General features: G+C 64.2%; 14 protein-coding genes. 1 reads left to right on the top strand and 13 read right to left on the bottom strand.

Translation table 11 applies throughout. From position 1 onward, the window contains the following. The 4 genes from U5768_RS21900 to U5768_RS21915 form a co-directional block, all read right to left on the bottom strand. On the bottom strand, positions 1–897 hold an 897-nt coding region (locus tag U5768_RS21900; RefSeq protein WP_322032486.1), incomplete at its 3' end, for an ABC transporter transmembrane domain-containing protein. Between the two features lie 185 nt (positions 898–1,082). Continuing rightward, positions 1,083–1,349 (bottom strand): hypothetical protein, encoded by a 267-nt coding sequence (locus U5768_RS21905; RefSeq protein ID WP_322032487.1) that lies wholly within the window; start codon positions 1,347–1,349, stop codon positions 1,083–1,085. A 481-nt stretch (positions 1,350–1,830) separates the two neighbouring features. Continuing rightward, entirely contained in the window at positions 1,831–2,307 is a 477-nt protein-coding gene (gene bfr / locus U5768_RS21910; RefSeq protein ID WP_322032688.1) for a bacterioferritin, read from the bottom strand. 155 nt (positions 2,308–2,462) lie between these two features. Further along, positions 2,463–3,692 carry an MFS transporter gene (locus tag U5768_RS21915; protein WP_322032488.1) on the bottom strand — a complete coding sequence of 410 codons (1,230 nt, stop codon included), beginning with the start codon at positions 3,690–3,692 and terminating at the stop codon, positions 2,463–2,465. Positions 3,693–3,779: 87 nt separating this feature from the next. Here U5768_RS21915 and U5768_RS21920 point away from each other — a divergent pair, with 87 nt between their 5' ends. Then, positions 3,780–4,415: a TetR/AcrR family transcriptional regulator gene (locus U5768_RS21920; protein ID WP_322032489.1), complete on the top strand. Its 636-nt coding sequence runs from the start codon at positions 3,780–3,782 to the stop codon at positions 4,413–4,415. Here the strand turns inward: U5768_RS21920 and U5768_RS21925 are convergent. The 9 genes from U5768_RS21925 to U5768_RS21965 all read right to left on the bottom strand — a co-directional run bounded on the left by U5768_RS21925 (position 4,412) and on the right by U5768_RS21965 (position 13,727). Then, positions 4,412–5,035, bottom strand: coding sequence for a DAK2 domain-containing protein (locus tag U5768_RS21925; RefSeq protein ID WP_322032490.1), 624 nt, complete (start codon positions 5,033–5,035; stop codon positions 4,412–4,414). The genes U5768_RS21920 and U5768_RS21925 overlap by 4 nt on opposite strands. Then, on the bottom strand, positions 5,032–6,060 hold the full coding sequence (locus U5768_RS21930; RefSeq protein WP_322032491.1) for a dihydroxyacetone kinase subunit DhaK: 1,029 nt from the start codon (positions 6,058–6,060) through the stop codon (positions 5,032–5,034). Before U5768_RS21930 ends, U5768_RS21925 begins: the two co-directional genes overlap by 4 nt. A 57-nt stretch (positions 6,061–6,117) precedes the next feature. Continuing rightward, positions 6,118–7,122, bottom strand: coding sequence for an ABC transporter permease (locus U5768_RS21935; protein ID WP_322032492.1), 1,005 nt, complete (start codon positions 7,120–7,122; stop codon positions 6,118–6,120). Continuing rightward, the gene (locus U5768_RS21940; protein ID WP_322032689.1) at positions 7,119–8,645 is read right to left on the bottom strand and encodes a sugar ABC transporter ATP-binding protein; all 1,527 of its coding nucleotides are present in this window, start codon (positions 8,643–8,645) and stop codon (positions 7,119–7,121) included. Before U5768_RS21940 ends, U5768_RS21935 begins: the two co-directional genes overlap by 4 nt. Before the next feature lie 85 nt (positions 8,646–8,730). Beyond that, positions 8,731–9,840: a sugar ABC transporter substrate-binding protein gene (locus tag U5768_RS21945; protein ID WP_322032493.1), complete on the bottom strand. Its 1,110-nt coding sequence runs from the start codon at positions 9,838–9,840 to the stop codon at positions 8,731–8,733. 103 nt (positions 9,841–9,943) lie between these two features. Then, complete coding sequence (locus tag U5768_RS21950; RefSeq protein ID WP_322032494.1) at positions 9,944–10,621, bottom strand: class II aldolase/adducin family protein; 678 nt, start codon at positions 10,619–10,621, stop codon at positions 9,944–9,946. Further along, positions 10,618–11,694: an S-methyl-5-thioribose-1-phosphate isomerase gene (gene mtnA / locus U5768_RS21955; RefSeq protein ID WP_322032495.1), complete on the bottom strand. Its 1,077-nt coding sequence runs from the start codon at positions 11,692–11,694 to the stop codon at positions 10,618–10,620. The genes U5768_RS21950 and mtnA overlap by 4 nt, the downstream gene beginning before the upstream one ends. Positions 11,695–11,740: 46 nt before the next feature. Continuing rightward, positions 11,741–13,000, bottom strand: coding sequence for an S-methyl-5-thioribose kinase (mtnK, locus tag U5768_RS21960; protein WP_322032496.1), 1,260 nt, complete (start codon positions 12,998–13,000; stop codon positions 11,741–11,743). Between the two features lie 37 nt (positions 13,001–13,037). Next, positions 13,038–13,727 (bottom strand): GntR family transcriptional regulator, encoded by a 690-nt coding sequence (locus U5768_RS21965; protein WP_322032497.1) that lies wholly within the window; start codon positions 13,725–13,727, stop codon positions 13,038–13,040. Positions 13,728–13,815 lie beyond the last annotated feature (88 nt).

Here is a 13,815-nt window from a genome sequence, read left to right on the forward strand (position 1 = left end):
GAGCGTGAGCCACACGCTGTAAAGACACATGACACCGATGAACACGAACGAGAACGCAATGTCGATGACGGCGGTCAGCGCCTGGCCGGTGAGGAAATTGCGGATGTTCTCGAGTTCGCGCACGCGGGCCACGGTGTCGCCCACGCGGCGTGCATCGAAATAACCGAGCGGCAGCGCGACCAGATGGCGGAACAGGCGCGCGCCCAGTTCGACGTCGATGCGGTTCGTGGTGTGCGCGAACACGTAGTTGCGCAGGCCCGTGAGCAATACTTCGAACACCGAAGCGACGAGCAGCGTGAGGCACACCACGTTCAGCGTGCTGTAGGTGCGGTTCACGAGCACCTTGTCCATGACGACCTGGAACATCAGCGGCGAGACCAGGCCGAAAAGCTGCAGCACGAGCGAGACGCCCAGCGTTTCGAGCAGCAGCCTGCGGTAACGCACGATGGCCGGAATGAACCACGAGAAGTCAAAACGCGCGAGTTCGCCCGCGAGCGAGGCGCGTGAGGCGAACAGCAGCATCTCGCCGGTGCTGCGTGCGGTGATTTCCTCCAGCGGCCGGATGACGGGTGCGGGCGCACCGGGTTCGAGGATCAGCGCGGTCTTGCCGTCGGATTTGGCGAGGATGAAGTGGTTACCTTCGCGGTCAAGCACGAGCGCAGGCAGCGGCGTGCTGCCCAGCCGCTCCACACGCAGGGCAACGATGCGCGCCTTCAGGCCCAGGCTGCGGGCCGAGAGCACGAGGTCTTTTGCACTGAAGCGCGCCCTGCCTGTGGCGGCAGCGTGTTTGAGCTGCGCCGCATCGGCGGCGAGGTTGTGGAAGCGGGCAATGGTCACAAGGGCGGCCAGGCCCCGATCCTCTTCGACCCTTGCTTCGTTATCCTGATTATTATTCATTAGACTGCCACACGACGATACGACACGATCTGTTCCCTGTGGTCATGCTGTCGCAGAGGGGATTGCATCCAGGCACTTCACGAGGAAAACATCAGGAACTGTAGCGGGAGATACCGGTCCCCCACCCTGTTCAACGCAAGCAGACAGCGGCGCTCACTCAGGTGAGCGCCCGCCTGAAGCGCCTGTTAATGCGCGCAGGCCAGCAGGATCGGCGATTGTGCGGAAGCCACCACGGGCGATGCAACACAGCAGCACGAGGCCGTGCTGTACGTTGCCATGGCAGACACGAGTTGCGTCACTTCAGTGGCAGGCGTGGTGTTTGCCGTGTTCGGGCCGGAACCGGGCATATTCGAAATGACGGTGGTAGCACCCGGGGCCACGTTCCCCGTAAAACCGAAATAGTAGACCGGGGCACCGATCGTTGCGCTGGTTTGCATGACTGCATTATTCATAAGGATTCCTTGACGATTTTGGGGATAACTCATTGCGAATGGGGAACGGCAACCCCGTACCCCGACGAGACGACGCGAATTGAATACATGCCAAACAACGGCAGCAGAATAATCGAACCCCAATTAAATGGGAACCGCGGAGCGATGAAAAATACAGACACGTCGGAAATATTCCACCGATGATTCAACATTGATCAAAGTCTGCCTGATCGCGCAAGCCGTTTGCAATGCAAGGCTGTCAGATAACTTCTGACTCGATCGCGGGAAGTGGCGCCCTGTGATCGCGGGGGACGGCGCCCCGGGGCGCAGGAACCGGATGTCTTGTCGAATCGATGCGACTAAAGAAGCGCCCGCGCGGGTCCCGGCGTAAACGTTCCGCCATGCTTGCTCACAAGATTACAGTCGAAGTCCTCACCAACGAAAACGTGCACGCCAAAATCGCCAATACGTTTTGGCCGCAAAAACAAGCACGGACTCCTCGTTAGCTAACCGAGCCCATCGCAGACTGCTGATAGTTTTCCAGGCCGATCTTGTCGATCAATCCAAGCTGGATTTCCAGCCAGTCGATGTGATCCTCGGTATCGTCGAGAATTTCGACGAAAATTTCTCGCGTCACGAAATCACGAACGGTTTCGCAGTATGCAATCGCTTCCTTGCACTGCGCCTGCGCAATGCGTTCGAGCTTGAGATCGCATTCGAGCGCTTCGCGCACGTCCTCGCCAATCAGTAGTTTGCTAAGGTCCTGCAGATTCGGCAGGCCGTCGAGCATGAGAATCCGCTCGATCAGCTTATCGGCGTGCTTCATCTCCTCGATCGACTCGTCATATTCATGTTTGCCGAGTACCGCGAGGCCCCAATGGCCGTAAAGCCGTGCGTGCAAAAAGTACTGATTAATCGCCGTCAGTTCGTTCTTTAGTTCCGCATTGAGATATTCGATAACTTTTGGATCGGATTGCATGGCTCCCTCCAGATTAATGCGCCGCTGCCACGTCGGGACAGTTAAAACGAGAATAGACATTTGGCAAGCGCATCGCACGAATGAGAGCGTCAATGAGAAGAATTCCGTGTTTTATCTGCGCGATTAACGCAGAGGAATGACGCCCGACACGCGCCTTAGCCCAGCTCGATGTCGATGCGGTCCGCTTTTCTGATGGCGGGAAACGCGATCATCCAGGCCGCCGCGGCAACGATCGCTGCAACGCCGCCAAGCGCCACGGCGGGCACCGTGCCAAGCCACGCGGCGGCCACACCCGACTCGAATGCGCCCAGTTCGCTTGATGCGCCGATGAACAGCGCGTTGACCGCCGACACGCGTCCGCGCATCGCGTCAGGCGTCGCAAGCTGGATCAGCGATGTGCGGATATTGACGCTGACCATGTCGCTCGCGCCCACCACGGCGAGTGCCAGCCACGACACCCGGGCGGAGCGCGAGAACGCGAACACCAGCGTCGCCGCGCCGAACACGATGACTGCCGCAAAAAGCTTGGGGCCGACGTTACGTTCCACCGGAAAGCGGGTCAGCAGCAGTCCGACGAGACATGCGCCAACGGCGGTTGCGCTGCGCAGCATGCCGAGTCCTTGTGGCCCCACCTTGAGAATATCTTGCGCGTAGACCGGCAGCAAAGCCGTCGCGCCGCCTGGCAGCACCGCACACAGGTCGAGAGAAAGCGCGCCGAGCACAACCGGTTGAGAGCGCACGAACGCAAACCCCTCCTTCACGCGTGCGATTCGCCCTTGAAGCGGCGTCCGTTCACGGCGCGACTGCCGTCCACGCAAAGTGGCCGCGCCCGCCATCGCCGCGAAGAAGGCAAGCGCGCACACCAGATACGCGACGAACGAGCCCACTGCATAGCAGAGGCCACCCGCGACCGGCCCGAGGACCACCGCCATCTGCCAGACGGTGGAACTGGATGCGACCGCGCGCGGCAACCGGTGCGGTGGCACGAGCAGCGGCAACAACGCCTGTGCGGCCGGTTCGGCGATCGCGCGCGCCGTGCCGAGCAACAACAGCACGCCGTAGAAAAGCCACAGCCCCGCATGCAGCATGGCCAAAACGAGAAACGCGAGTGCGCAACCGCATTGAAGCGCAAGACCTGCCATGAGGAGCGGGCGCGGCGACAGGCGATCGCAAAGCTCTCCGGCGGGCAGCATCAACAACACGGCCGGAATGAATTCGACGATGCCCACGATGCCGAGCGCGAGCGGCGTTTGCGACACCGTGTAGATGGTCCATCCGATGACGACGGACAACGCGAGCGTCGACGCCTCCGCAAGGAACCGCACGCCGAGGCATACCGGCAGATCTCGTTGTCGATAGGGTTCTGTGCTGGCGTGCGCGTTCATCGATCTCTCCGGGCGCCACGAATCGCGTGCGCTGGACTCGCACCGGGAATGCGAGCATATTGCTCATGTTCTCACCGGAGCCCGCACATGGCTACTCGCATAACCCGAACCTCCGGCGCCATGCGCAAAGCCCCAAAACAGGCGCGTTCGCGGGCCACCATCGACGCCATTCTCGACGCGGCGGCTCACATTCTGGGCGAGCGCGGCTGGCCCGTATTCACGACCAACGCGGTGGCCGAGGCAGCGGGCGTGAGCATCGGCTCGCTCTATCAATACTTTCCCGACAAGCTCGCGCTGATCGACGCTGTACGGCGGCGGCATTTCGACGACGTGCTTGCGGTGCTGCAATCCGCAGCGAACCCGGAGGTTCCGCGCACGCGCCGAATCGCGGCGCTCGTGGACGGCATGATTGCCGTGCATAGCCGCCATCCGGCAGCGCATCGGGTATTGATGGAGGAAAGCCCGCGTGGCGACACGTCGCGCGGCGCGCACGACCGCTTCGAAATCGAGTGCCGGAAAGCCTATGAGGCGCTGTTCGTCGCGAACGCAGGGGGCACGCCCGATCACGTTCGCCTCGCGGCCCAGGTGCTTGCGGGCGCGCTCGCGGGCGCCGTTCACGAGGCGGCGCGACAGGGGCAGCTTGCGTCGCCGGTACTAAGATGGGAACTCGTTACGCTCGTGAGTGCATACCTGTCGCGAGCGCGGCCGGTGAAGGCCGCCTAACCACGCCACGCTTCGAGAAATCTGAGCCACGCCGTCGCGCCCGGGTCGGCGTGGCCGATGCTGCGTTCCTGCACCCATGCCGCGCGCCCTTTCTTCGACTGCAAGGCAGCAGTGGCGCGCACCTGTTGATCAGCAGTCCCGATCATTGCGTCGAGTAGCGCGCGCTCATCGCCACTGTCCGGCGCGAATGCTTCGAGTGTGTCGAGACTCGGCACGAGCGCATCGAGCACGGTCTTGTCGCCGAGCTGCGTTTTGCCCCGCTCCGCAATGCGCGCGGCCGCCGCGCGGCCTATGGCAACGGCTTCGGCCCTGCCGGCCTCCTGCCGACCTGCCACCGTCTTCGCAGCCGCGAGCAGGCCGCCGCCTGCGAGCGCGCCGAACGTCGAGGGATTCGCCGTGGAAAATGCCTTGCCCGTGGCGATCAACACGTCGCCTAGCGCGGCGTCGGGCGGCAGTTTCGCAATGGCGTCCGACGCGGCGAGCGAGCCCGCTTTCACGGTCACGCCCAGGTCGCCGTCGCCAAGCGCCGCGTCGAGTTCGCGCAGTTCTTCGGCGCACGCAGGCATCGCGTTCAACGCGCCGATGAGTCTCACCCTTATTTCGTTGACCGAAAGACTCATCGCGCGCCTCCCGCATCCACGCGCCACCCTTCGCGCCAGAACGGCGAGCGCGCGGGCGCGTCGAGCAGCGTGTCGAGTTCTTCGTCGAGTTGCATCACGGAAATCGATGCCCCCGCCATTTCGAGGCTCGTCACGTACTCGCCGACATAAGCGCGCGTCACGCGCAGTCCTGCGTCAGCCACGGCCCGCGCGGCGCGCCGGTACAGCAGATACAGTTCTTCGAGCGGCGTCGCGCCGAGCCCGTTGACGAGCAGCGCCACGCTCGTCCCCGCCCGGGCCTGCAAGTCGCCCAGGATCGCGCCCGCAAGACGCTCGGCGATCGCGTCCGCGCTTTCCAGCTTGCCGCGGTGCGTGCCCGGCTCGCCGTGTATGCCAATGCCAATCTCCATCTCGCCATCTGGCAGCGTGAAAGTGGGCTTGCCCGCCGCCGGCAGGATCGTGGGCGAGAGGCCCACGCCCATCGTGCGCGTCGCGCCGTTCGCCTTCGCGGCAATGCGCGCGACTTCGTCGAGCGTGTCGCCGCGTTCTGCGGCTGCGCCCGCGCACTTGAAGCCGAACACCATGCCTGCCACGCCGCGACGGTCCGAGGCGCGTTCGGGCGGCGCCGAAGCGACATCGTCGGCGACGAGCACGGTGCGGGTCTCGATGCCGTCCGCATCGGCGAGGTCGGCGGCGAGATCGAAGTTGAAGACGTCGCCGCCGTAATTGCCGTACAGGTAGAGCACGCCCGCGCCGCCGTGCACCGCCTTGGTCGCTTCGTAGATCTGCTCCGACGAAGGCGAGGAAAACACATTGCCTACGGCCACGCCGCTTGCGAGCCCCTTGCCCACGTAGCCGAGAAAGCCGGGCAAATGCCCTGAGCCGCCGCCCGTCACGATGCCGACCTTGCCCGCGTTCGGCGCGTCGGCGCGCACGAGCGCGCGGCGGTCGGCCGTGACGGGCTTGAGCCAGCCCGGATGGGCGAGCAGCAATGCATCGACCATCTCGTCGACAAAATGATCAGGATGATTAATTATCTTTTTCACGTGCCGCGTCTCCTGTATGGATGGCCTTCGCACCATCGCTCACGTTGACTTCTGCGTTCAAAGCTTGCGCCGTTGGCTCAGCGCGTCGAGCAACACCGCCGCGAGAATCACGCCGCCCTGAATGAACTGCGTCCAGAACGGATTGACGCCAAGGAGCGAGAGGCCGACATTGATCACGCCGATCAGCACGACGCCGATGAATGTGCCCACGATCGAACCGCGCCCGCCCGCAAGCGAGGTGCCCCCGATCACCACGCCCGCGATCACCTGGAGTTCGAGCCCGTTGGCCGCCGAAGGCAGCGCCGAATTGAGCCGTCCCGCGAGAACGATGCCCGCAATCGCAGCGGTCACGCCCGCGAACATGTAGGTGAGAAAGATCACGCGGCTCACAGGAATGCCCGCGAGCCGCGCCGCCTCCTTGTTGCCGCCCACGGCGAACACCTGATGACCAAATTCGGTCTTGCGCAGCAAGACATGGCCGATGACGAATACGGCCAGCATCACGAGCATCGGCGCGGGCAGCCCTGCAAACGTCTTCGCGCCGAACGCGGTAAACACGTTGGGGAAATCGAATTTCGTGCGTCCGTCAGAAATCGCGAGCGTGAGGCCGCGCCCCATCGCCATCATCGCGAGCGTGACGATGAACGGCACGAGCCGCAGCCACGCAATGCCGAAGCCGTTGAGCGCGCCTACGGCCGCACCGGTGATTAGCGCAATGACGAGCCCTGCCACACCGAGACCAACGGCGTCGGGACTCGCGCCGGCCATCACGGTCGCGGCCACCATGCCGCTCAACGCGACGAGCGAACCTACGGAAAGATCGATGCCCGACGTGATGATCACGAACGTGCCGCCTACCGCCGCGATGCCGACCACGGACACCTGCACCATGATGTTGGTGAGGGTGCTCGTCGTGAGAAATTCGGGCGAAGCCAGCGAGAGCGCGATGCAGATAAGCACGAGCGCCGCAATGAGCGGCCCGAGGCCGCTGCGTAGCTGGCGCAACACGCGCTGCTGAAGGGTTTGTGCTTCTTCATGCGGTCGAACCGTGGTGGACGTCATGCTGCAACTCCAGTGGTAGCCCATTGAATGATCGTTTCGGAGGTGGCGTGTTCGCGCGCAACCTCGCCGACGATGCTGCCGCGATACATCACGAGCACGCGGTCGGACATGCCGAGCAGTTCGGGCAGTTCGGAACTCACGAGCACGACGGCCGCGCCCGCGCGCGCCATGGCGACGATATGCGCGTAGATCTCGGTTTTCGCGCCTACGTCGATGCCGCGAGTAGGTTCGTCGAGCAGGATCACGGCGGGCGACGTGGCGCTCGCGCGGCCCAGAATCACCTTCTGCTGATTGCCGCCCGAAAGATTGCCCGTGAGCGAAGCGACCGAAGGCGCGCGGACCGCAAATCGCTCGACCGCCTCGCGTGCAAGCTTGCGCTTTCTCGCGGCGCTCACGAATCCACCGCGTACCAGCGCGCGCAAGCTGGAAAGCGCGACGTTTTCTTCGATGCTCGCTTCGAGCACGAGCCCTTCGAGCTTGCGGTCCTCGGCGGTGTAGACAATGCCTGCGCGCATGCCTTGCGCGGGCGAGCGCAGCGCAAGCCTGCGTCCGCGCAGCCGCAATTCGCCGCGGGTGAGCGGAAGCGCGCCGCATAACGTCTTCAGAAGCTCGGTGCGCCCCGCACCCGCAATGCCGCCAATGCCTACGATCTCGCCCGCGCGAATGCTCAGGCTCGCGTCGCGCAGCACGGGCGCGCTCGCCACGTTGTGCGCTTCGAGCACCACGTCGCCATAAGGACGCGCCTCCCACGGGTAGAACGAGTCGAGATTGCGCGCGACCATCGCCTGCACGAGCGCGGGTTCGTTCCATTCGGACATCGGCCGCGCGCCGACCGTTGCGCCGTCACGCATCACCACGGCCGAATCGGCGAGTTCGAACACCTCTTCCAGATGATGCGAAATGAAGATGATGCCCATGCCCGCCGCGCGCAAGCGACGCACCACCGCGTAAAGGTGCTCGATATCGTGATGCTGGAGCGCGGCCGTGGGCTCGTCCATCACGAGAATGCGCGCATTGCGCGCGAGCGCCTTCGCCACCTCCACGAGCTGGCGCTTGTTGAGCGGCAGATCGCCCAGGCGCATGGCCGGCGGCACGCCTTCGAGCCCGACCTGCGCCAGCGCCTCGCGCGCCATGGCGTTCGCGCGGCGGTGATCGACGAGACCATGGCGCCGCGGCATGCGGCCAAGAAAGAGGTTCTCGGTCACCGTCATGTCGTTGACGAGCGAAAGCTCCTGATAGATCACCGCCACGCCCGCGTCGATCGCGGCCTGAGTGCCGCGCGCGAGACGTATGCCGTCGATCTCGATCGTGCCTTCGTCGGGCTCGTATGCACCCGAAAGCGTCTTGATGAGCGAGGACTTGCCCGCGCCGTTTTCGCCGACGATCGCCATCACGTGGCCCGCGTGCAATTCGAGGCTCACGCCGCGCAGCGCTTTCACGCCGGGAAAACTCTTTACGATGCCGCTCATGCGCAAAAGCGGCGGCGCGCCTGTATTCGTGGCTGTTTCCTGCGATACGTGCATTGCCGAACCCGATTCGCGTTTCATCTGTTCATTCCGCGCGCCGGCGCGCGCTGTGCGCGCGACCGGCGCTTAAGACCACTACCTGTCATTGCTTGACTTCGAGCGCCCACAGACCGTATTGCTTCACGCCGTCCGAATCGATATTCGATTTATCGATCAGATATGTCGGCCATGCGTAATTCGCGGGCACGTCCTTCTTCGCCTCGTAGTCGGTGATGAACGTCATCGCCTTCGCGGACATGCCGATCGGGTTCTGCGAGATCGTGGCGTCCTGCTTGCCCGCGCGGATCGCCGAAAGCGCCTGCGCCGTGCCGTCCGCACCGATCACCATGATGTGGCCCGGGTCGCCGAGCGGCTTGTAGCGGCCTGCGTTGTCGATGGCCTTTTCGGCGCCCACGGTGTTGTCGTCGTTCGCGCCGAATACCGCGTCGATCTGCGGATACTTTTGCAAGATGCTCGTCATCGCGTTGAGCGACTTTTCCTGGTCGAAGCCGCCTTCCTGGCGCGCAACGACCTTGATGTCGGGATACTTCGCGATCTCCTGCGAGAAGCCCTTCTCGCGATCCGTCGCCGCTGTGGTGCCGATCAGGCCGATCAGGTCCACCACGTTGCCTTTGGGCGAACCGTAACGCTTGCTCAACTGGTCGGCGATCCACTTCGCGCCGGTCGCGCCAAGCGCTACGTTATCCGAAGCAACGAACGAGGTGACCTTGCCGCCGTCCGAGCCGCGGTCGAGCATGAAGACTGGGACGTTCATCGAGTTGGCCTTCTCGACAGCCGGAATGATCGCCTTCGAATCGATCGGATTGAGCACGATCGCCTGCACGCCCTGGCTCAGCAGGTTGAGCGTGTCGTTGACCTGCTGCTGCGCATCGCCGTTTGCGTTCGTCTGCACGAGATCGAAGCCCTGCTTTTCCGCGCCGCGCTCGACACCATTCTTCAGTCCTACGAAGAATGCGTTGTTGAGCGTGGCGATCGAAAAACCGACCTTGATCTTCGTGACGGGCGCCGCCGCGGCCTGCGCCGGCGCGCTCGCGGCCGCGGCGTCCGAAGCCGCAGCCGTGGTCGAGGGCGACTCGCTCTTCGAACAGCCTGCCAGCATTGCCGCCGCCGCGAACATCGTCACGCCCGCTGTTGCGCCCAGGCGCGCGCCGCGCGCCACCCATCCGTCGAATCCTGCTGAACTCCACGCCATCACCGTCTCCTGTCTTTGATCTGCTGGTTTTTGACCGACCTGCGAACCGCCAACCGACTGCGTAATCCTTTCTACCGCGCTTTCCACCGCGTGCGCCCGCGTATTACTTGCGCGGGCCGTAGCCCTTGAACTTCTCGATGACCTCCTCCATTTGCGCGTCCGAAAGCAGCGGCGGCTCGCCCAACTGGCAAGCCAGCAAATACTGCTTCGCGAGCACTTCCACTTCGTTGGCGAGCCACAACGCCCGCGCGAGGTCGCGCCCAAGCGCAATGACGCCGTGATGCGCGAGCAGGCATGCAAGGCGCTCGCGCAGCGCTTCGAGCGCGTGATTGGAGAGTGCCTGACTGCCGAAGGTCGCATACGGCGCGCAACGGATCGAATTGCCGCCCGCCGCGGCCACCATGTAGTGATGCGCGGGAATGCCGCGGCCGTGAATCGCGAGCGCCGTGGCGGCATGCGAATGCGTATGGACCACGGCGTTCACGTCGTCGCGCGCGCGCAGGATGTCGCGATGAAAACGCCATTCCGAGGACGGGCGCTGCGCTTCGAAAAGCGGATCGTCGTCGTTCACGTCGAGCGGCATCCACACGATGCGCTCGCCTGCAAGCGCCGCGCCCGGCACGCCGCTCGGGGTAATCAGGAGTCCGTCATGCCAGCGCGCGCTCACGTTGCCCGACGTGCCCTGGTTGATGCCGAGGCGCTCCATTTCGCGCGCGGTATCGACGATCTGCTGACGCAGTTCGGTCTCCCCAACGCGGCGGCTATCGTTTTCGCCGCTCACGCTGCCGCTCCGGTCGCGAAAAGCGCCGCGAGATTCGCCTCGAACGGCGCGCGCACGATACCCCGCTCCGTCACGATGCCGGTAACGAGCGCATGCGGCGTCACGTCGAAGGCCGGGTTGCGCACCTGAATGCCCTCGGGCGCGGTGCGCTGCCCCGCGAGATGCGTCACCTCCGCCGCGCCGCGCTCCTCGATCACGATGTCCGTGCCGCTCGCGGTGCGCAGATCCAGCGTGGACGAAGGACAGGCCACGTAGAAGGGAATGCCGAAGTGCTTTGCCGCTATCGCCACGCCGAGCGTGCCGATCTTGTTCGCCACGTCGCCGTTCGCGGCCACGCGGTCCGTGCCGACGATCACGAGATCGATGAGCCCTTGCGCCATCAAGGTGGGCGCCATGCTGTCGGTGATCAGGGTCACGTCCAGCCCTCCCTGCTGCAATTCGTAAGCGGTGAGCCGCGCGCCTTGCAGGAGCGGCCGCGTCTCGTCCGCATAGACGCGAAACGCCACGCCGTCGCGATGCGCGCAGTAGAGCGGCGCGGTGGCCGTGCCGATGCCCGCCGTAGCCAGCGCACCGGCATTGCAGTGCGTGAGCACGCCGCTGCCGGGCGCGATCAGGCTGCGCCCGGCTTCGCCTATCCGCGCACAGAGGTCGATATCTTCTTGATGAATGCGCTTCGCCTCGGCAACGAGCGCCTCGTAAAGCGCGGACCCCGTCGCGCTCGACGCCGCGCGTGCATGCGAGAGCATCCGCTCGAGCGCCCAGCGCAGATTCACCGCAGTGGGCCGCGCGCTGTCCAGATACGCGGCGTGCGCTTCGAGCCGCGCGAGAAACGCCTCGCGCGAACCGGCTGGCTCGCGCCGCATCGCCACGCACAGGCCATAGGCGGCCGCGACGCCAATCGCGGGCGCGCCGCGCACGCGCAATTCGTGTATCGCGCGCCAGACCGCCTCCACGCTTTCCACGGCTTCGACCACGCATTCGCGCGGCAAACGCGTCTGGTCGAGCAGATAAAGAATGCCGTCGCGCCACTCGATGGTGGGCGGCAAACTCGATTGTTGCGCATGCAACGTCATACGTTCTCCGTCGATGCTGGTTGTATCACGCGTCAGTCCGTTTCGCTTACGCCGGCTCCGCGAGCACCTGAGCGGCCAGCGCGGTGACCGCCTCGATCGAAGCCAGCTCGCGCCGCCGCACCAGCAGCGCTTCGGCCAGTTTCAGGCAACGCACTTCGATCCGCGCGCGCACCGCTTCGTCCTTGATGCTCGTAATCTCCGCCACCTTCGCCATGCCGACGATGCGCCGGATCATCTTGCAGCCCGCAAAGCCGAGCGTATCGGCGAAGAGCCGCTTAATGAAGTCCTCGCGGAAGGCTTCCGCCGCACGCGCGCCCGGCGGGCCGCCGATGTACGCGTGGCCGGCCTCGTCCTCGTGCGCGCGCCAGATCGCGCCGAATTTTTGCGCGAAGGCGTTCCACACGGCGTCGACCTGATCGAGCAACCAGCGTTGGTAAGCTGCCGGGTCGCATCCCGCCTCGCGGTCATGCCAGTCGCGCGCGTAATACGCGAGCAGCAGGTTGGCGATGAATGCGCCCGTATCGAAGCCCATCGGTCCGTAGAACGCGAACTCGGGGTCGATCACATACGTCTCGTGCTCGTTCGCCATGATCGAGCCGGTATGCAGATCGCCGTGCACGAGCGTTTCGGCATGGTTCATGAAGGCCCACTTCATCTCTGCGGCCGCGAGGCGCAACGGTTCGTTTGTGCGCAGCCGTTCGACCGCCGCAGCGGGCAGCGCCGGACTGTAGACATTCGAAGGATGATCTTCGAACGGAAAAGTGAAGACCAGTTCTTCTGTAATCCTGCACAATTCCGTGTTGATGTCGCCGCCCACGGCCGCTTTCTTGGCATCGGGCGCCAGATACAGATCGGAGCCGTGGAACAGCGTGCGGGCGAGATACGTGGAAATGTGATCGGCCAGGCGCGGATACACAATGCCGTCGATCAGCCCGCCGCGCAGCACGCGATGCGCGTCGAGCCGCTGCATCACCATGAGGAATTTCTCGCTGTCCGCGTGAAAAACGCGCGGCACATGCTCCGGGCACAGCGCGCCGAAGCGCCTCAACGCCGCCACTTCGCGTTCCATGCGCTCGCGCGGCAAGGGCCACGCTTCGCCTACCAGTCGCAGATACGGCGGCGCCTGCTTCACCACGACGCCCCGGCGCGGGTCGCGCACGCTGCTCACGAAGTAGACGTAATTCAGGTTGCCGTCGCCCACCTCGACGACCTGCAATTCGCTGTCGTCGCCAAGCCTTGCGCGAACGGCCGGAATGCCCAGCAGATACGCAGTCAATTCGGCAGAGCTGAAAGCTTCGAAGTGCATACGTTTTTCCTGTCCGGAAACTGGGCGCGAGGCCCGCCTAACGTCGTTTTCGCACGAGATCGAACTTGAAAATGCTGGCGTTGTAATAGTCGTTGCTATAGCAGACCGCGCGGCCTGTTTCGTCGAAATCCACTTCGTCGATCAGCAGAAACATGCCAATGTTCTCCTGCAGTTCCGGCAAATCCCGCGGCGTGAGAATGGTCGGCTGGATCGAACTGTGGGTGTGGGAAAGCCGAACGCCCGCGCGCTCCAGCGTGCCGAACAGCGACTCGCCCAGTTCCTGCCCTTCGAGCAACGCCTTCGGCACGATGTCGATGCAGTACGCGGCAATCGCGTCGTCGGCGCGGCGCACGCGTTCGAAGCGCACGCAGGGATCGCCTTCGGCGAGGCCGAGTTTTTGCGCGAGACTGCCGGAAGCCGCGATCGTCCTCACCTGCAAACGGCTCGTGGAAGGCACTGCGCCGACACTACGTATCATGTCCGTTACAGACATCAGATCATCCAGACCGCCTTGCAGCTTGAGCGTGATATGTCTGACGAAGGTCCCCCTGCCGTGCACGCGCGTGAGAAGACCGTGGGAAATCATCTGCGCGACCGCTTCCCGCAGGCTCGAGCGGCCCACGCCCAACAGTTCGCAAAGTTCCGGCTCCGGGGGAATTTGATCGCCCGGCTTGAGCGAGCGCTCGCGGATCATTTCCAGCAGCGAATCCTGGATTCGCTCGCACATCGACTGATCGACGCTCAGGCGCATGTTTGCCGCAGGGTTGCGTAAGTTGGATACGTTGGGCTCCAATCTACATCAGACGTCTGATGTC

The organism is Paraburkholderia sp. J76 (assembly GCF_905220295.1).
GTDB lineage: Bacteria > Pseudomonadota > Gammaproteobacteria > Burkholderiales > Burkholderiaceae > Paraburkholderia.